Source organism: Rugamonas sp. FW305-51, assembly GCF_058786935.1.
This window is the reverse complement of sequence record NZ_JBYSZG010000014.1, coordinates 105,501-123,607: the sequence shown is the minus strand read 5'-3', so window position 1 is coordinate 123,607 and position 18,107 is coordinate 105,501. Positions and strand designations below refer to the sequence as shown.

Sequence of the window (18,107 nt, the reverse complement as noted above, 5' to 3'; positions counted from 1 at the left end):
ACCATCATGTTGCATCCTGGCCGGCACGAGACGTTTGCCAGGCCGCGAGGCATGCGGCACCTACCTTCGGAGCAAGCTGAGGCTTGCTCTTTTGTTTTTTACAGCAGGATATTTGCAAATGAAATTAGAAAATCTCAAGATCGGCCACCGCCTCGGCATGCTGGCGCTGTTCCTGATCGTGGCCATGCTGGCCGTCGGCATGACGGGCTGGCACACCTTTACCGGCATGGGTGCGCGCGGCGCCGAGGAGGTGGCCAGGGAAGAGCGCCTGGTGGCGGCCGTCGACGCGGCGCGCGACGCCCAGGTCCAGTTCAAGAAACAGGTGCAGGAATGGAAGGACATCCTGCTGCGCGGCGGCGATCCTGCCGCCTTCGACAAGTACAGCAAGGCCTTCGCGCACCAGCATACGCTTACCCAGGCCAGGCTGGCCACGCTGAAGACGGAACTGGGCCTGCTGGGATTGGACGTGCAGCGGGCCGACCTGGTCATGCAGGCGCACCAGACGCTGTATGAGCAGTACCAGCAGGCGCTCAAGCAGTACGATGGCGCCCAGCCGGACAGCGCCCATGTGGTGGATGGCCTGGTCAAGGGCATGGACCGCCCGGCCAACCAGCAGATCGACGACATCGTCAGCTATGTGGCGGAGCAGGCGCGCACCTCGATGGCGGCAGCGCGCGCGGAATTCGAGGCCCGCGGCGTGGCCGGCCGCCGGCTGCTGCTGTCCATCCTGGGGCTGGCCATCGTGCTGGGTACGGGCATGACGGTGTGGCTGGTGCGGGGCATCGTGCTGCCGCTGCATCGCGCCATCGGCGTGGCCGAGATGGTGGCCGCCGGCGACCTGACCAGCCACATCGCCGCCGCCGGCGCCGACGAGTCGGCCCAGCTGATGCAGGCCCTGCGCACCATGAACGGCAGCCTGGCCTGTGTGGTGGCGGAAGTACGTGCCGGCAGTATCGGTATCGAGACGGCAGCCAGCGAGATCGCCCACGGCAATATGGATCTGTCGGCCCGCACCGAGTCGCAGGCCAGCGCCCTGCAGCAGACGGCGGCGTCCATGATGCAGCTGACGGGCACCGTGCGGCAGACGGCCGACCATGCCGTGCGCGCCAACCAGCTGGCGCTGCAGGCGTCGGACGTGGCCACGCGCGGCGGCGAGGCGGTGGCCCAGGTGGTGACGACCATGGGCGTGATCGAACAGGCGGCGCGCGGCATCGGCGAGATCACCAGTGTGATCGACGGCATCGCCTTCCAGACCAATATCCTGGCGCTGAACGCGGCGGTGGAAGCGGCGCGGGCCGGCGAAACGGGGCGTGGCTTTGCCGTGGTGGCGGCGGAAGTGCGCACCCTGGCGCAGCGCTCGGCGGCGGCGGCCCACGAGATCAAGGACCTGATCGACAACTCGGTACGCCAGGTGCGCACTGGCAGCGAGCTGGCCGACCACGCCGGCGCCACCATGCGCGACCTGGTGGGCAGCATACGGCTGGTGACGGACATCATGGGCGAGATCAGCGCCGCCAGCCGCGAACAGTCGCAAGGCATCGAGCAGGTGAACCGCGCCATCATGGACATGGACGGCGTCACCCAGCAGAACGCGGCCCTGGTGGAACAGGCCGCAGCGGCGGCCGGCGCCATGCGCGAACAGGCGGGCCAGCTGACGGCGGCTGTCACCCAGTTCAAGTTGAACGGTCCCAATGCCGGCGCCAGCGCCAACGCCGGTGTCCGGCGCCTCGCGGCCTGAGCGCCAACGGCGGGGCGGCGCAACGCCTTGCCGGTTGGCCGTGCGCCCCCCCAGCTGGCGCTATCGGGCGGCAACCCTGGACAGCGCGCTTGCCAGGTCCCTGGTGTCCGCTTCGGCCGCCGTCGCCAGCGTGTACAGCGTGAGCTGCTGGATTAGGTACATGCGCCGTTCGTCGCACGTGGCATGTTCCGGTCGGTTCTGCAGCAGGGTGACGAACTGGTTCAACTGGGCTGCCGACTGCGTCAGCAGGCGTTGCAGCGACGCGATTTCCTCCAGTTTGGCCTGTAGCGACGCGATCAGCTGGTCGGGCGACCATTCGGCGTGCCCAGCGACCGGCACCAGCGCGCGGATGTCGTCCAGTGAAAACCCCAGTTGCTGCACCACTTTGATCATGCCCAGCATGCCCAGCACGGTTTCCGGGTACTCCCGGTAGCCGTTGGCATGACGTTGCGCCGACGCGATCAGCCCGTTGGCCTCGTAGTACCGTATCGTCGATGCAGGCAGTCCCGTGAGCCGGGACACTTCACCAATGCGCATTTCAATCTCCAAATAGTGCTTGACCTTAAAGTTTACTTTAACTTTATGATCGCTTCACTTTAGCCCATAAGCCCGCCGCTGGCTATCCCGGCGGGGCGTGGGCCGCGTGAAGTGGGCCCGCCTGAATTGGCCCATCGCCCTGATTGGAGAATGATATGACATCCGCAAGCCCATCCCCTGGCCGCAGCCGCCGTGTAGTGCGCAGTGTAGTGATCTACGGCGGCGGCATCGCCGGTGCCATCCTGGCCCGGCAGTTGTCGCCGGTCGCCGAGGTCATGCTGGTCGATCCGCTCGATTATTTCGAGGTGCCCATGGCGGCACCCCGCAATCTCGTGCGGCCCGAATTCGCGCAGCGATCCATCGTGACCTTTGCCCAGGCCTTGCCCAACGTTGCCCACGTCCAGGGCAGACTGATCGAGCTGTCGCACGCGGGCGGCGTCATCCAGAGCCCCATGGGCGAACTGTGGCTGCCGCAGCCGGACCTGACGGTGCTGGCGACGGGTAGCCGCTACGCCAATGCGCTGTTGCGTGGCACGGAGGGGGCCGGCGAGGGCAGAAAGGCCTTTTATGCCCATTACAGCCGGCGTATCGCCGATGCCCGGCGCATCGTCATCGTCGGCGGCGGCCCGGCCGGGGTCGAGGTGGCCGGAGAAATCGCGGACGCACACCGCGACAAGCACATTGTCATCATCGAAGCGGGGCCGCGCATCCTGGCCGGCACCAGCGCGCAGGCCGCGGCCCATGCCGGCGCCTGGCTGCAGGGGCGCGGCGTGGTCGTGCATACGGGCGAGCGGCTGCTGGAGGGCGGCGCCGATCCCAGCGATGTCTTCGCGCCGGGCGGCACTGCCGTCACGTCGGCCGGGCGCCGCATACCCTACGACTTGATGATCTGGTGTACCGGCGGCCGGCCCAATACGGACTATTTGCGCCAGCACTTTGCCTCTTGCCTCGACGCGCGTGGCCGCGTCATGGTCACGCCGGAGCTGCAGGTTGTTGGCAGCCCGTCCCTGTATGCGCTGGGCGACATCACTGACCTGGACGAGAACAAGATGGCATGGCACATCGCCGGCCAGGTCAGGACGGCGGCGGCCAACATCCGGTGTGCGCTGGCGGGGAAGGGGCGCCGGTTGAAGCAGTACCGTCCCCAGACGGGCAATCCCGCCATGGTGGTGACGATGGGCAGCAAGGCTGGCGTGGCCCACCTGTCGGGCGTGGGTGTGGTGAAGGCGGGCTGGCTGGTCAGCCTGTTCAAGGCGCGCCACATGCTGGTGCCGAAATACCGCGCCGCGCTGGGCATGTGAGCCAGCATACAGGAAGTGTGCTTCCGCGCCTGGACAGCCCGCAGCGATCAGTGGCGTTTGTTGGCGTGGCTCAGCTCAAGGACTTGATATAGCGGTCGTCCACCTGCGCGCAATAGCTGGCGCAGGCCAGGCGGGCCGCGTTGGCCGCCGCATGCACCACCATTTCCGCATTGGTGTGCAAACACATTGAAACGATGATGGGCGGCGGTTCCGGCTGCACCGGCAATTCCACAAATTCGCCGCTCTCGAGATAGCTGCTCACGAACAGGCTGGGGATGGCCGCGATGCCATAGCCATCCTTGACCAGCTGTACGATGGCGGCCACCGAAGGCGAGCAGGTGATGCGCGTCTGTTCCAGCGGGATGGCCGCCAGGTTGGCCATCTTGCTGACAATTTCCTCCAGCGCCCGCTGCGGCGCCGTGCCCCGTCCGAAGGTCAGGATGGGTAGCGCCAGCAGGCGCTGGTTCAATCCCTCCTTGCGGCCATCGATCAATCCCTTGCGCGCGATCCAGTGCAGCGGGTAGTAGGCCAGCGCCTCGGACACGATATCGCTGCTGTCCACTCCCTCCACCTGGATCACCAGATCGAGCTCGCGCGCCCGCAGGCGCCGTTCCAGCGCATTGCTGATGTCGACCGCCAGGTCGATTTCCAGTTCGGGATAGTTGGCATTGAGCTCACGGATGTATTGCGCCAGCCAGCTGTGCACCACCGATTCGATCACCCCCAGCCGCAAGCGGCCCCGGATCGCGTTGTCCTTGCGGGCCGCGCTTTGCAGGCGGCGCGTGGCGTCGACCACGGCCTTGGCGTGGCCCAGCAGGTATTCGGCCTGGGCCGTGAGGCGGAAATCCTTGGCGTTGCGGTCCACCAGTTCCGTCTGCAGTTCCTCTTCCAGCGCCTTGATGCGCAGGGAAATGGCGGCCGGGGTGGCGTGCAGCGCGCGCGCCGTGGCGCGGAAGCTGCGCAGTTGGGCGAGCGTGACAAAGGTTTCCAGGAAACGTGTATTCATGGCCAGCCAGGAGAGGGTTGGGGCAAGAATACCTTAACCATTGCCGTCCGCATAGTCGTTCACGGTAAGAAAAACTATACAGCAACAGCAAAAATTACTAGATAGCTAGTCCCCATGTTCAAGATTATTCTTACTTCATTACTTTCATTCACATTCCGACCAGCAGCGAGCTCATCCATGACACCTCTAGCTTTCCGACACGCGGTCCGCAACGGCCAATTCCGCCTTCCCACGGCAGGGCAGTGCGGCGCCTACGCCCAGGCCAACCTGGTGATTTTGCCCCAGGCCCAGGCCGATGAATTCCTGTTGTTCTGCCAGCGCAATCCCCGCGCCTGCCCGCTGCTGGCCGTGGGCGAGCCGGGCGAGTGGAACGTGGCCGCGTTGGGCGCCGACATGGACCTGCGCAGCGACGTGCCCGGCTATAACATCTACCGTGACGGTCAGCTGGCCGCCCAGCCCCACACGCTGCACGACGTGTGGCGCGACGACCTGGTGGCGTTCGCCATCGGCTGCTCGTTCTCGTTCGAGCAGATGCTGATGGAGGCTGGCATTGCGCTGCGCCATGTGGAGCAGGGCCGCAACGTCTCCATGTACCGCACCAACATCGCCAACCAGGGCGCCGGGCCGTTCGGCGGCAACCTGGTGGTGTCCATGCGGCCGATGAAGGCGCGCGACGCGATCCGCGCCATCCAGATCACCAGCCGCTACCCGGCCGTGCATGGCGCCCCGGTGCACCTGGGCGACCCGGCCCTGATCGGCATCGCCGACCTGGCCCAGCCCGATTATGGCGACGCTGTCACCATCGCCCCCGACGAGCTGCCCGTGTTCTGGGCCTGCGGGGTGACGCCGCAGGAAGCCATCCGCGGCGCGCAGCTGCCGCTCGTCATCACCCACCAGCCGGGCTACATGCTGGTGACCGACATCCCCAACGCCACGCTGGCCGCATTCTGAATTCAACCTAGTACCTATAACAACGACGGAGACAAGCATGAACACCAGAGTCATACCCACCATCGAGCAGGAAGGCTACTTCGCCTGGTTCCACGCGCTCACGGGCAAGGAGCGCCGCACCTTCTGGAGCTGCAAGATCGGCTACGCGCTCGACGCCATGGACACCCAGTTCCTCAGCTTCGTGATCCCCACCCTGATCGCCACCTGGGGCCTGTCCAAGGGCGACGCGGGCCTGATCGGCACCGTCACCCTGCTGACGTCGGCCGTGGGCGGCTGGCTGGCCGGCATCCTGTCGGACCGTATCGGCCGGGTCAAGACGCTGCAGCTCACCATTTTGTGGTTCGCCCTGTTCACCGTGCTGTGCGGCCTGGCCCAGAACTTCAACCAGCTGCTGCTGGCGCGCGGCCTGATGGGCTTTGGCATGGGCGGCGAGTGGACGGCCGGCGCCATCCTGATCGGCGAGGTGATACGGGCCAAGGACCGCGGCAAGGCCGTCGGCATGGTGCAGGCCGGCTGGGCCATCGGCTGGGGCGTGTCGGCCCTGCTGTATGCCCTCATGTTCTCGCTGCTGCCGCCCGAGTGGGCGTGGCGTTCGCTGTTCCTGCTGGGGATCTTGCCGGCTTTGTTCGTGATCTTCATCCGCCGCTTCGTCGATGAGCCGGAACTGTTCGTGGCCCAGCAGAAGAAGCAGGAACTGAGCGCGGAACGGGCCTCGTTCGCCGAAATCTTCTCGCCCAAGATGCTGAGCATTACGGCGCGTGCCGTCCTGCTGACCACTGGCGCCCAGGGCGGCTACTACGCCATCACCACCTGGCTGCCCACCTTCCTGAAGACGGAACGCCACCTGACGGTGCTGGGCACGGGCGGCTACCTGGCCATGGTGATCGTGGGTTCCTACGTGGGCTACATCGTGAGCGCCTTCCTCACCGACCTGCTGGGCCGCAAGAAGAACTTCATCCTGTTCGCCCTCGGCTCGCTATGCATCGCCCTGGCCTACACCCGCCTGCCCGTCACCGACAACGTGATGCTGTTCCTGGGCTTCCCGCTGGGCTTCTTCGTCTCCGGCGTGTTCAGCGGCATGGGCGCCTTCCTGACGGAGCTGTTCCCGACCCGCATCCGCGGTTCCGGCCAAGGCTTCAGCTACAACATGGGCCGCGCCGTGGGCTCGCTGTTCCCGCTGATGATAGGCCTGACCAGCCATACCATGCCGCTGGGCGAGGCCATCGGCCTGTTCGCCGGCGCCGCCTACGGCGTGATGATACTGGCCGCGCTGACCCTGCCCGAGACGGCCGGCAAGAAGCTGGAAGCGTGACCGGACGGCACCGACAGCATCAACAGAATCAACGGAATCAACAGAACCATCCGCACCACCGGAACCATCAGAACCAATTCGAGAGACTTCATCATGAAAAACGACATCCCCGCCCACCAACTGCGCTGGCAATTCTGGGTCGACCGCGGCGGCACCTTCACCGACATCGTGGCGCGCCGTCCCGACGGCAAGCTGGTGACCCACAAGCTGCTGTCGGAATACCCGGAGCGCTACGATGACGCCGTCACCCAGGGCATGCGCGAGATGCTGGGACTGAAGGCGGGCGAGCCGCTGCCGGTGGAGCAGATCGAAGTGATCAAGATGGGCACCACGGTGGCCACCAATGCCCTGCTCGAACGCAAGGGCGCGCGCACGGCGCTGGCCATCACCCGCGGTTTCGCCGACCAGCTGCGCATCGGCTACCAGGACCGGCCCGACATCTTCGCCATGCGCATCGACCTGCCGGACCTGATCTACGAGGAGGTGATCGAAGTCGATGAGCGCATCGGCGCCCGCGGCGCCGTGCTGGAAACGCCGGACGAGGAAGTGCTGCGCTGGCAGTTCCGCCAGCTGCGCGCCAAGGGCATCAACTCCATCGCCATCGTGCTGATGCACGCCTACCGCTATCCGCAGCACGAGCAGCGCTTGCAGGCGCTGGCCGAGGAGGCGGGCTTTAGCCAGATCTCCGTCAGCCACCAGGTCAGCCCCCTGATGAAGATCGTCGGCCGCGGCGACACCACGGTGGTCGACGCCTACCTGTCGCCGGTGCTGCGCGATTACGTGTCGCGCGTCTCGTCCGAAACGGGCGCCGTGCGGCTGATGTTCATGCAATCGAACGGCGGCTTGACGGACGCCAGCCGCTTCCAGGGCAAGGACGCCATCCTTTCCGGCCCGGCCGGCGGCATCGTGGGCGCCGTCAAGAGCTGCGAGGCGATCGGATTGAAGCAGGTGATCGGCTTCGACATGGGCGGCACCTCGACCGACGTGGCCCATTACGACGGTGCCTACGAGCGCGTGTTCGAGACGGTGGTGGCCGGCGTGCGGGTGCGCGCGCCCATGATGCACATCCACACGGTGGCGGCGGGCGGCGGTTCCATCTGCAGCTTCGAGCATGGCCGCTTCAAGGTGGGGCCGGAATCGGCCGGCGCCAATCCCGGCCCGGCCAGCTACCGCAAGGGCGGCCCGCTGACCGTGACCGACTGTAACGTGATGCTGGGCCGTATACAGCCGGCCCATTTCCCCCACGTGTTCGGCCCCAACGGCGACCTGCCGCTGGACCGCGACGAAGTGGTGCAGCGCTTCACGGCCATGGCCGCGCAGATCGAACGCGAGACGGGCACCCGCCTGTCGCCGTCCGCCGTGGCCGACGGCTTCCTGGCCGTGGCCGTCGATAACATGGCGCAGGCCATCAAGTCGATTTCCGTCGAACGCGGCTACGACGTGAGCCGCTACGCCATGTGCTGCTTCGGCGGCGCCGGCGGCCAGCATGCCTGCCGCGTGGCCGACGTGCTGGGCATGACCCAGATCGTGATCCACCCGTTCGCCGGCGTGCTGTCGGCCTTCGGCATGGGCCTGGCCGACATCCGCGCCATGCGCGAGGCGGCCGTGGAGCAGGTATTGTCGGACGCCGCGCTGGAAGCGCTGCAACCGCAGCTGGCCGGGCTGGCGGCCCAGGCCGGGGCCGAACTGCTGGCGCAGCAGGTGGCCCAGGACGACATCAAGGTCGAGCTGTGCGCCCGCCTGAAATACCAGGACAGCGATTCGGCCTTCGTGATTCCCGTCGGCAGCCATGTAGAGATGGCCGAGGCCTTCGCCACCCAGTACCGCAGCCGCTTCGGCTTCGTGATGGAAGGCCAGCCGCTGGTGATCGAATCGGTGTCGGCCGAGGCCATCGGCGAGGGTAACGGCGCCGACTTCGTGATTGAAGTGCCGGCCGGCGAACAGGCTGGCGCGCCGGGCGAGGTGCTGAGCTACGTGGATGGCCAGACCGTGCCCATCGCGCTGCACGTACGCGCCGCGCTGCCCGTGGGCAGCCGCATCGCCGGCCCGGCCCTGATCCGCGAGGAGATCGCCACCACCGTGGTCGATGCCGGCTGGAGCGCCAAGGTGCTGCCGGACCACACGCTGCTGCTCGAGCGCACCGTGGCCGCCGGCAGCATGCACAAGATGACGACGGCCGTGCATCCCATCCACCTGGAGATTTTCAACAACCTGTTCATGGCCATCGCCAAGCAGATGGGCACCACGCTGGAAAACACGGCCTATTCCGTCAACATGAAGGAGCGGCTGGACTTCTCCTGCGCCATCTTCGACCGCCACGGCAACCTGATCGCCAATGCACCGCATATCCCCGTGCATCTTGGCTCGATGAGCGACAGCGTGCAGTGCGTGATCCGCGAGCATGGCGCGACCATGGCGCCGGGCGACGCCTACGTGCTCAACGTGCCCTACAACGGCGGCACCCATCTGCCCGACATCACGGTGGTGAGCCCTGTGTTCGGCATGGAGCACAACGCGCCGCCGTTCACGGTGCGGCCGGAGCCGCTGTTCTACGTGGCCGCGCGCGGCCACCACGGCGACGTGGGCGGCATCACGCCTGGCTCCATGCCGCCCAACAGCACCAGCATCCTGGAGGAGGGCGTGCTGCTCGATAACGTCAAGATCGTGGACCAGGGCGTGTTCCTGGAAGAGCTGGTGCGCGGCCTGTTCGGCGCCGGCCCCTGGCCCAGCCGCAATATCGACCAGAACATCGCCGACCTGATCGCGCAGCTGGGCGCCTGCGAAACGGGCGCCAACGAACTGCTCAAGGCCGTCGCCACCTACGGCGTAGACGTGGTGCTGGCCTACATGCAGCATGTGCAGGACAACGCCGAGGCGGCCGTGCGCCAGGCCATCAGCGGCCTGCGCGACGCCAGCTTCGAGTACGAGATGGACGACGGCGCGCTGCTCAAGGTCAGCCTCACCATCGACCACGCCAGCCGCAGCGCCACGGTGGACTTCACCGGCACCAGCGAGCAGCGCCCCAGCAACTTCAACGCGCCGCTGTCCGTGTGCAAGGCCGCCGTGCTGTACGTGTTCCGCACCCTGCTCGACAGCGATATTCCGATGAACGAGGGCGTGCTCAAGCCGCTCAACCTCATCATCCCGGAAGGCTCCATGCTCAATCCGCGCTATCCGGCGGCCGTGGTGGCCGGTAACGTGGAAGTGTCGCAGTACGTGACCGATGCGCTGTATGGCGCGCTGGGCGTGCTGTCCGCCTCGCAGGGCACGATGAACAACTTCACCTTCGGGAACGCCGAACATCAGTACTACGAGACCATCGCCGGCGGCTCCGGCGCCGGTCCCGGCTTCAACGGCACGGCGGCCGTGCAGACCCACATGACCAACTCGCGCATGACGGACCCGGAAGTGCTGGAATGGCGCTTCCCCGTGCTGGTGGAAACGCACGCCATCCGGCGCGGTAGCGGCGGCGCCGGCCTGCACCATGGCGGCGACGGTGCTCTGCGCCGGATCCGCTTCCTGGAGGGGATGACGGCCAACATCCTGGCCGGCCACCGCCGCATCGCGCCGTTCGGGCTGGAAGGCGCGGCGGCCGGCGCGCTGGGGCGCAACTGGGTCGAACGCAGCGACGGCAGCGTGGAGCGCTTCGGCGCCACCCACACGGCCGAGATGCAGGCGGGCGACGTGTTCGCCATCGAAACGCCGGGCGGCGGCGGCTACGGCAAGTAAGCCACGCCGGCAAACACACCGGCGGCGCGGTCAGGGCCCGGCGCGCCGCCGGATATCTCAACGGGCCTGGATAACAATGGGGACACCAGGAATGAAGAAAACTATGCTTGCGCTCGCACTGGGCGCATCGGCAGGGATGGCTGCGGCCCAATCGGCCGTGACCGTGTACGGTATCGTCGACATGGGATTGGTGCGCAAGAGCGGCGGCGCGGCCGGCGCCAGCAGCAAACTGACCAGCGGCGTCGAGTCGGGCTCGCGCCTCGGCTTCAAGGGCGTCGAGGACCTGGGCGACGGCCTGGCCGCCATCTTCCTGCTGGAGAACGGCTTCCAGTCCGACACCGGCGCCATGGGGCAGGGCGGCCTGCTGTTCGGGCGCCAGGCCTACGTGGGCCTGCAAGGCCGGGCCGGCACCGTGACGCTGGGCCGCCAGTACACGCCGCAGTACCTGGCCGTGGCCGGCGTCGATCCGTTCGGCTCCGGCCTGGCGGGCGACACCAAGAACCTGATGGCCGCCACCGGCAACGGCGCCAGCCGCATGGACAACGCCATCAAGTACGCCAGTCCCGTCCTGCATGGCGTGAGCGCGGAACTGGTGTACGGCGCCGGTGAAGTGGCGGGCGACAATGGGGCGGGGCGCCAGTTGGGCGGCGCGCTCGCTTATGCGGCCGGTGCCCTCAACGTGAAGCTGGCGTACCACAACCGCAACAACGATACGGCCACAGTGAAGAACGCCAGCAGCGCCCGCAACACGGTGCTGACGGCCACCTACGACTTCGGCCCGGCCAAGGCCCACCTGGCCTATGGCACGGACAAGGGCAGCAACAGCGCGCCCCTGCGCAACGGCGCCAACCCGTTCGGCTACGCGGTGGCGCCCATCCCGTCGACCGACAGCGCCGACCTGCTGCTGGGCGTGACGGTGCCCGTCGGCAGCCAGACCTGGATGGCTTCCTACATCCGCAAGAATGACAGAACGGCATACAACCAGGATGCCGAACAGTTCGCGCTCGGTTATCGCTACTATCTCTCGAAACGTACCGACGTCTATACTGCCTATGCGCGCATCCGCAACAAGAACGGCGCCGGCTACACGGTCGGCAGCGCGATCGAAGGCGGCACGGGCGACCGCGCCGTTAACCTGGGGCTGCGGCATGTGTTCTGAGCCGGCGTCCTCGCTTAAAACCAAGACTGGGGAGATGCATCATGCGTAAGGTAGTCAAGAGCGTCATCGTTGCAGTGGCCGGCGCGGCCATGCTGTTCATGTCCATGATGGCCGTCGCGGCCGACAAGGGCACGGCCGACGAAGCCGTTGCCATGGTGAGGAAGGCGGGCGAGTTCCTGAAGAAGAACGGCAAGGAGAAGGCGTACGCGGAGTTCAACTATCCCAAGGGCCAGTTCATCGACCGGGACCTGTACATCTTCAGCTTCTCGGCCAACGGCGACGGCATAGAAACGGCCAACGGCGCCAATCCCAAGCTGGTGGGCAAGAACGTGTCGGAGATGAAGGATGCCGATGGCCGCTACCTGATCAAGGACATCCTGGCGATCGGCATGAGCAAGGCCGGCAAGGGCTGGATCGACTACAAGTGGCCCAACCCCAGCACCGGCAAGCTCGATGGCAAGCGCACCTACGTGGAACGGGTCGATGACGTGATCATCGGCTGCGGTATCTACAAGTAAGTGCCGCCGACGGCGGCGACCGGTGGGCGTACCGATAAAAAGGGGTACGTCCCCATTTTCTAAAATGGGGACGTACCCCATTTTTTTCAACAAATGTTTGTTTTGACAAACAAATGTCGATATTGGTTCGCGATTTTTGTCAGTTTTGTCTTTAATTGATTTTACACCATGTTGTTGCTAATTAACAACGTTGCTGATTCAAGTGGGTGGAGTGGAATGCAAAACGGGGAGGGTGCCGGCGCGGCAACCCTCCCCGTGGAGCGGTAGTGCGGTGTATCAGTCGCGGATTTCCAGCGCCCGGTTCAAGCTCAGTGCCGCCAGCGAACCCACTGCACCGGACAGCAGGTACAGGCTGACGTAGGCCAGGCCGAAGTGGGCCGACAGCCCCAGCGCCACCAGCGGCGCGAAACCGGCGCCCACCAGCCAGGCCAGGTCGGAGGTGAGGGCGGCGCCCGTGTAGCGGTACTTGGCTTCGAAATTGGCCGTGACGGCGCCGGCGGCCTGGCCGTACGACAGGCCCAGCAGGCCGAAACCGGCGATGATGAACACGTTCTGGCCCAGTGCGCCGCCATCCATCAGCATGGGCACGAAGCCGCTGAACACGGCGATCAGCACGGCCAGCGCGCCCAGCGTGCGGCGGCGGCCAAAGCGGTCGGCGATCAGGCCGGAAATGACGATGCCGACGGCGGCCAGCGCCGCCCCGCCCATCTGCAGCTGCAGGAAGTCGCTGATGGAGCGGCTCGAATAGAGGTTGATCCAGGACAGGGGGAACACCGTCACCAGGTGGAACAGGGCGTAGCTGGCCAGCGCGGCCAGGGCGCCAATCAGAATGTTGCGGCCCTGGGTGTGCGACATTTCGATCACGTTGGTCGGCTCCAGCTCGCGCTCATCGAGCAGGCGCGAGTACTCGGTGGTGGACACCAGGCGCAGCCGGGCGAACAGGGCCACCACGTTGATGGCGAAGGCCACGTAGAACGGATAGCGCCAGCCCCAGTCGAGGAAGTCCGTGTTGTCGAGCGTGGACAGCAGGAAGGAGAACAGGCCGGCCGCCAGCACGAAGCCGACCGGCGCGCCCAGTTGCCCCAGCATGGCGTACCAGCCGCGCTTGTTGTCGGGCGCGTTCAGCGCCAGCAGCGAGGGCAGGCCGTCCCACGAGCCGCCCAGCGCCACGCCCTGGCCGATGCGCAGCACCGACAGCAGCAGGATGGACAGCGGCCCCAGCGTGGCATACGTGGGCAGGAAGGCGATGCCGGCGGTGGAGGCGCCCAGCAGCACGAGGGCCAGCGTGAGCTTGGTCTCGCGGTTGAATCGTTGTTGTAAATACATGAACGCCAGCGTGCCGAAGGGGCGGGCGATGAAGGCAAAGGCGAAGATGGTGAAGGCGTACAGCGTGCCTTCGAGACGGCCGTCGAACGGGAAGAAGATGGAGGGGAACACCAGCACGGAGGCTATGGCGTATACAAAGAAGTCGAAATACTCCGAGGCCCTGCCGATCACTACACCGATGGCGATCTCGCCCGGGGCAATATGCCCGTCGCGCGAGTTGATGTTGCGGGCCCCACTGTCGGTATGACGTGGAGGATAGTCGACGCGGCCGTCGCCGCCGAAGGTAGTCGTATTTGCCATGGTTGTCGTCTCTAAGTCGTTTTAATAGACGGTCACGCCCTTGGGGGTGGGGCAAAGTGTCCAATCGCCAGAGCGAGCCGTTACCGTTACAGTAGCATGTTCTCCACTTTGTGTAACGCATAAACCCGCATGATATCTCCGACCGTTCGTCGCGGACTGATGCTGCTCCCCCTGCTGGCCCTGGCCGGCTGCAATACGGTGGTGCTCAATCCGTCCGGTGACATAGCTGCACAGCAGGGACATCTCGTTGTTGTCGCCACGCTGTTGATGCTGCTGATTATCGTTCCGGTAATCGCACTGACCCTCCTCTTTGCCTGGCGTTATCGCCAGAGCAACACCAAAGCCAAGTATGATCCCGACTGGGACCATTCGACCAAGCTCGAACTGGTGATCTGGGGCGCGCCCCTGCTGATCATCATCGTGCTGGGCCTGCTGACCTGGATCAGCACCCACTTGCTCGACCCGTTCCGTCCCCTGAGCCGCATCGACGCCAACCGTCCCGTGGCCGCCGACGTCAAGCCGCTGGTGGTGCAAGTGGTGGCGCTGGACTGGAAATGGCTGTTCATCTATCCGGAGCAGGGCATCGCCACCGTGAACGAACTGGTGACCCCGGTCGACGTGCCCGTGCGCTTCCAGATCACCGCCTCGACCGTGATGAACGCGTTCTACATCCCCGCCCTGGCCGGCCAGATCTACGCCATGCCGGGCATGCAGACCACGCTCAACGCCGTCATCAACAAGCCCGGTGAGTGGGAAGGCTTCTCGGCCAACTACAGCGGCGCCGGCTTCTCGCACATGCGCTTCAAGTACCGCGGCGTGAGCCAGGCCGAGTTCGGCAACTGGGTGCAGTCGGCCAAGTCCGCCGGTGGCGAACTGAACCGCGCTGGCTACCAGCAGCTGGCCCAGCCGAGCGAACGCGAGCCGGTGCGCAGCTACGGCGCCGTCGATGCTGAACTGTTCAGCAAAGTCGTGAACCGCTGCGTGGCCGAAGGCTCCACCTGCATCGCCGCCCAAATGGCCGCCGACGCGCAAAAGAACGCCGCCCCTGAAAAGGATGGCCGCGTGGCCCTGAACGGCGCCGACATTTGCGTCACCCCACCTAATTCGCAGAAGACTGATAATGCAAGACCATACTGACCTGACCAAGCTCCTACTCGGCCGGCTGAGCTGGGATGCGATTCCGTTCCATGAGCCCATCCTGCTCGGCACCTTCATCATGGTGGCGCTGGGCGGCATGGCCGTCCTCGGCCTGATCACCAAATTCCGCCTGTGGGGCCCCCTGTGGCGCGACTGGGTGACCAGCATCGACCACAAGAAGATCGGCATCATGTACATGATCTTCGGCCTCGTCATGCTGCTGCGCGGCTTTGCCGATGCCCTGATGATGCGCGCCCAGCAGGCGCTGTCGTTTGGCGACGCCAACGGCTTCCTGCCACCGCACCACTACGACCAGATCTTCACCGCCCACGGCGTGATCATGATCTTCTTCGTCGCCATGCCACTGGTGACGGGCCTGATGAACTACGTGGTGCCGCTGCAGATCGGCGCGCGCGACGTGGCCTTCCCGTTCCTGAACAACTTCTCGTTCTGGATGGCGGTGTTCGGCGGCGGCCTGACCATGGTCTCGCTGTTCGTGGGCGAATTCGCCCGCACCGGCTGGCTCGCTTATCCGCCCCTGTCGGGCATCCTGGCCAGCCCGGACGTGGGCGTGGACTACTACATCTGGTCGCTGCAGATCGCCGGCGTGGGGACGCTGCTGTCGGGCGTGAACCTGATCGTCACCATCATCAAGATGCGCGCCCCCGGCATGACCATGATGAAGATGCCGGTCTTCACCTGGACCGCCCTGTGCACCAACGTGCTGATCGTCGCAGCCTTCCCCGTGCTGACGGCCGTGCTGGCCATGCTGTCGCTGGACCGCATGTTCGGCACCAACTTCTTCACCAACGACCTGGGCGGCAACGCCATGATGTACGTGAACCTGATCTGGATCTGGGGCCACCCCGAGGTCTACATCCTGGTGCTGCCCGTGTTCGGCATCTTCTCGGAAGTGGTCGCCACCTTCTGCAGCAAGCGCCTGTTCGGCTATACCTCGATGGTGTACGCCACCGTCGTCATCACCATCCTGTCTTACCTGGTATGGCTGCACCACTTCTTCACCATGGGTTCGGGCGCCAGCGTCAACTCGTTCTTCGGCATCACCACGATGATCATCTCGATCCCGACCGGCGCCAAGATCTTCAACTGGCTGTTTACCATGTACCGCGGCCGTATCCGCTTTGAGCTGCCCATGATGTGGACCATCAGCTTCATGATCACCTTCGTCATCGGTGGCATGACGGGCGTGCTGCTGGCCGTGCCGCCGGCCGACTTCGTGCTGCACAACTCGCTGTTCCTGATCGCCCACTTCCACAACGTCATCATCGGCGGCGTGGTGTTCGGCCTGTTCGCCGGTATCAACTACTGGTTCCCGAAAGCGTTCGGCTACAAGCTCGATAGCTACTGGGGCAAGTGGTCGTTCTGGCTGTGGACCATCGGCTTCTACCTGGCCTTCATGCCCCTGTACGTACTGGGCCTGATGGGCGTGACGCGCCGCATGAGCCACTTCGAAGACCCATCGCTGCACATCTGGTTCATCGTCGCCGCCCTGGGCGCCGTGATGATCGCCGGCGGTATCGGCGCCATGCTGCTGCAGTTCTATGTGAGCTTCAAGAACCGCGCCACCCTGCGCGACGTGACGGGCGACCCATGGGGCGGCCGTACCCTGGAATGGTCGACCTCGTCGCCACCGCCGGACTACAACTTCGCCTTCACGCCCATGGTGCACGATAACGACACCTGGGCCGACATGAAGAAGAACGGCTACCAGCGTCCGCTCAAGGGCTACGTCGATATCCACATGCCGAAGAACACCGGCGCCGGCTTCATCATCGCCGCCCTGAGCGCCGTGGTGGGCTTTGCCCTGATCTGGAACATGTGGCTGGTCGCAGGCGTGAGCTTCGCTGTGATGATGGCTGCCATCATCATCCACACGTTCAACTACAAACGCGATTACTACATCAAGGCGGACCATGTGACCCGCGTTGAGAACGATCGCACCCGTCTGCTGGAAAGGGCCGCCTGATATGAACGCCAAGATCCCTGCCGGCGCCCTGAGCGCCGACCCGAGCGCACGCTACTATGTGCTGGAACACCATCCGGAAAACGGCACCTTGCTCGGTTTCTGGCTGTACCTGATGAGCGACTGCCTGATCTTCGCCTGCCTGTTCGCCGCCTACGCTGTATTGGGCCGCAACTACGCGGGCGGCCCGTCGGGCGCCGAGATCTTCGAACTGCCCGTGGTGGCGCTGAACACGGCGTTCCTGCTGCTGTCGTCGATCACCTACGGCTTCGCCATGCTGACCATGGCCAAGAAGCAGCAGACCGCCACCCTGGTGTGGCTGGCCATCACCGGCGTGCTGGGCGCCTGCTTCCTGACCCTGGAACTGCAGGAGTTCGCGCACCTGATCGCCGAAGGCGCCGGTCCGCAGCGCAGCGGTTTCCTGACCTCGTTCTTCGCGCTGGTCGGCACCCACGGCCTGCACGTGACGTTCGGCATCGTCTGGCTCGTCACCCTGATGTTCCAGGTGATGAAGCACGGCCTGACGCCGGAAAATGGCCGCCGCCTGATGTGCCTGTCGATGTTCTGGCACTTCCTGGACGTGGTCTGGATCGGTGTATTTACCTTTGTCTACCTGATGGGAGTGCTGCCATGAGCGACCACAATCACCACGACCACGGCCACGGCCATGGTCACCACGGTCACGACGACCACGCCAACCACGGCAGCCTGAAGACCTACGCCATGGGCTTCATCCTGTCCGTGATCCTGACGGCCATTCCATTCTGGATGGTGATGGGCAAGGTGTTCGACAAGTCCAGCACCACCGCCTTCGTCATCCTGGCCATCGCGGCCGTGCAGATCGTGGTCCACATGGTCTACTTCCTGCACATGAACTCGAAGGCCGAAGGCGGCTGGTCCATGCTGGCGCTGCTGTTCACGGTCATGCTGCTGGTGATCATGTTGAGCGGCTCGATCTGGGTCATGTACCACCTGAACCACAACATGATGCCTGGCATGGCCCAGGACGTGGGCACGGTCGTGCAGAAAATGCGCGACATGCCATGATGGAAACGGCCGGGCAGCGGGGGGGGGGGGGGGGGGGGGGGGGGGGGGGGGGGGGGCGGGGG

The 18,107-nt window shown here is 65.4% G+C and carries 14 protein-coding genes; 11 read left to right on the top strand and 3 right to left on the bottom strand.

All coding sequences use genetic code 11. The annotated features are described in order from the left end of the window. Positions 1 to 118: 118 nt before the first annotated feature. Positions 119 to 1,738: a methyl-accepting chemotaxis protein gene (locus AC3WOS_RS12415; RefSeq protein WP_492716265.1), complete on the top strand. Its 1,620-nt coding sequence runs from the start codon at positions 119 to 121 to the stop codon at positions 1,736 to 1,738. A 60-nt stretch (positions 1,739 to 1,798) separates the two neighbouring features. On the opposite strand, the gene AC3WOS_RS12410 is transcribed toward AC3WOS_RS12415, so the two are convergent. Then, on the bottom strand, positions 1,799 to 2,275 hold the full coding sequence (locus AC3WOS_RS12410) for a MerR family transcriptional regulator (protein ID WP_492716264.1): 477 nt from the start codon (positions 2,273 to 2,275) through the stop codon (positions 1,799 to 1,801). Positions 2,276 to 2,430: 155 nt separating this feature from the next. On the opposite strand from AC3WOS_RS12410, the gene AC3WOS_RS12405 reads away from it, so the two are divergent. Further along, positions 2,431 to 3,576: an NAD(P)/FAD-dependent oxidoreductase gene (locus tag AC3WOS_RS12405; RefSeq protein WP_492716263.1), complete on the top strand. Its 1,146-nt coding sequence runs from the start codon at positions 2,431 to 2,433 to the stop codon at positions 3,574 to 3,576. A gap of 70 nt (positions 3,577 to 3,646) precedes the next feature. Here AC3WOS_RS12405 and AC3WOS_RS12400 read toward each other — a convergent pair whose 3' ends face one another. Further along, a complete protein-coding gene (locus AC3WOS_RS12400; protein ID WP_492716262.1) occupies positions 3,647 to 4,582 on the bottom strand; it encodes a LysR family transcriptional regulator in 936 nt (311 codons plus the stop codon). A 177-nt stretch (positions 4,583 to 4,759) separates the two neighbouring features. On the opposite strand from AC3WOS_RS12400, the gene AC3WOS_RS12395 reads away from it, so the two are divergent. The 5 genes from AC3WOS_RS12395 (at position 4,760) to AC3WOS_RS12375 (ending at position 12,251) form a co-directional block, all read left to right on the top strand. After that, a complete protein-coding gene (locus AC3WOS_RS12395) occupies positions 4,760 to 5,533 on the top strand; it encodes a putative hydro-lyase (protein ID WP_492716261.1) in 774 nt (257 codons plus the stop codon). A 37-nt stretch (positions 5,534 to 5,570) separates the two neighbouring features. After that, a complete protein-coding gene (locus AC3WOS_RS12390; RefSeq protein ID WP_492716260.1) occupies positions 5,571 to 6,845 on the top strand; it encodes an MFS transporter in 1,275 nt (424 codons plus the stop codon). Positions 6,846 to 6,938: 93 nt separating this feature from the next. Further along, a complete protein-coding gene (locus AC3WOS_RS12385; protein ID WP_492716259.1) occupies positions 6,939 to 10,574 on the top strand; it encodes a hydantoinase B/oxoprolinase family protein in 3,636 nt (1,211 codons plus the stop codon). 91 nt (positions 10,575 to 10,665) lie between these two features. Beyond that, positions 10,666 to 11,733, top strand: a complete 1,068-nt coding sequence (locus AC3WOS_RS12380) for a porin (RefSeq protein ID WP_492716258.1) — start codon at positions 10,666 to 10,668, stop codon at positions 11,731 to 11,733. A gap of 41 nt (positions 11,734 to 11,774) precedes the next feature. Further along, positions 11,775 to 12,251, top strand: coding sequence for a cache domain-containing protein (locus AC3WOS_RS12375; protein WP_492716257.1), 477 nt, complete (start codon positions 11,775 to 11,777; stop codon positions 12,249 to 12,251). A 276-nt stretch (positions 12,252 to 12,527) separates the two neighbouring features. Here AC3WOS_RS12375 and AC3WOS_RS12370 read toward each other — a convergent pair whose 3' ends face one another. After that, complete coding sequence (locus tag AC3WOS_RS12370; protein WP_492716255.1) at positions 12,528 to 13,877, bottom strand: MFS transporter; 1,350 nt, start codon at positions 13,875 to 13,877, stop codon at positions 12,528 to 12,530. Positions 13,878 to 14,006: 129 nt separating this feature from the next. Between AC3WOS_RS12370 and cyoA the strand changes: the two genes are divergently transcribed. The 4 genes from cyoA to cyoD are packed head-to-tail and all read left to right on the top strand — an operon-like array spanning position 14,007 to position 18,045. Further along, positions 14,007 to 15,014, top strand: coding sequence for a ubiquinol oxidase subunit II (gene cyoA / locus AC3WOS_RS12365; protein ID WP_492716254.1), 1,008 nt, complete (start codon positions 14,007 to 14,009; stop codon positions 15,012 to 15,014). After that, a complete protein-coding gene (gene cyoB, locus AC3WOS_RS12360) occupies positions 14,998 to 17,001 on the top strand; it encodes a cytochrome o ubiquinol oxidase subunit I (protein ID WP_492716253.1) in 2,004 nt (667 codons plus the stop codon). Before cyoA ends, cyoB begins: the two co-directional genes overlap by 17 nt. A 1-nt stretch (position 17,002) precedes the next feature. Further along, positions 17,003 to 17,632, top strand: a complete 630-nt coding sequence (gene cyoC, locus AC3WOS_RS12355; RefSeq protein WP_492716252.1) for a cytochrome o ubiquinol oxidase subunit III — start codon at positions 17,003 to 17,005, stop codon at positions 17,630 to 17,632. Beyond that, positions 17,629 to 18,045: a cytochrome o ubiquinol oxidase subunit IV gene (gene cyoD, locus AC3WOS_RS12350; protein WP_492716251.1), complete on the top strand. Its 417-nt coding sequence runs from the start codon at positions 17,629 to 17,631 to the stop codon at positions 18,043 to 18,045. The genes cyoC and cyoD overlap by 4 nt, the downstream gene beginning before the upstream one ends. Positions 18,046 to 18,107 lie beyond the last annotated feature (62 nt).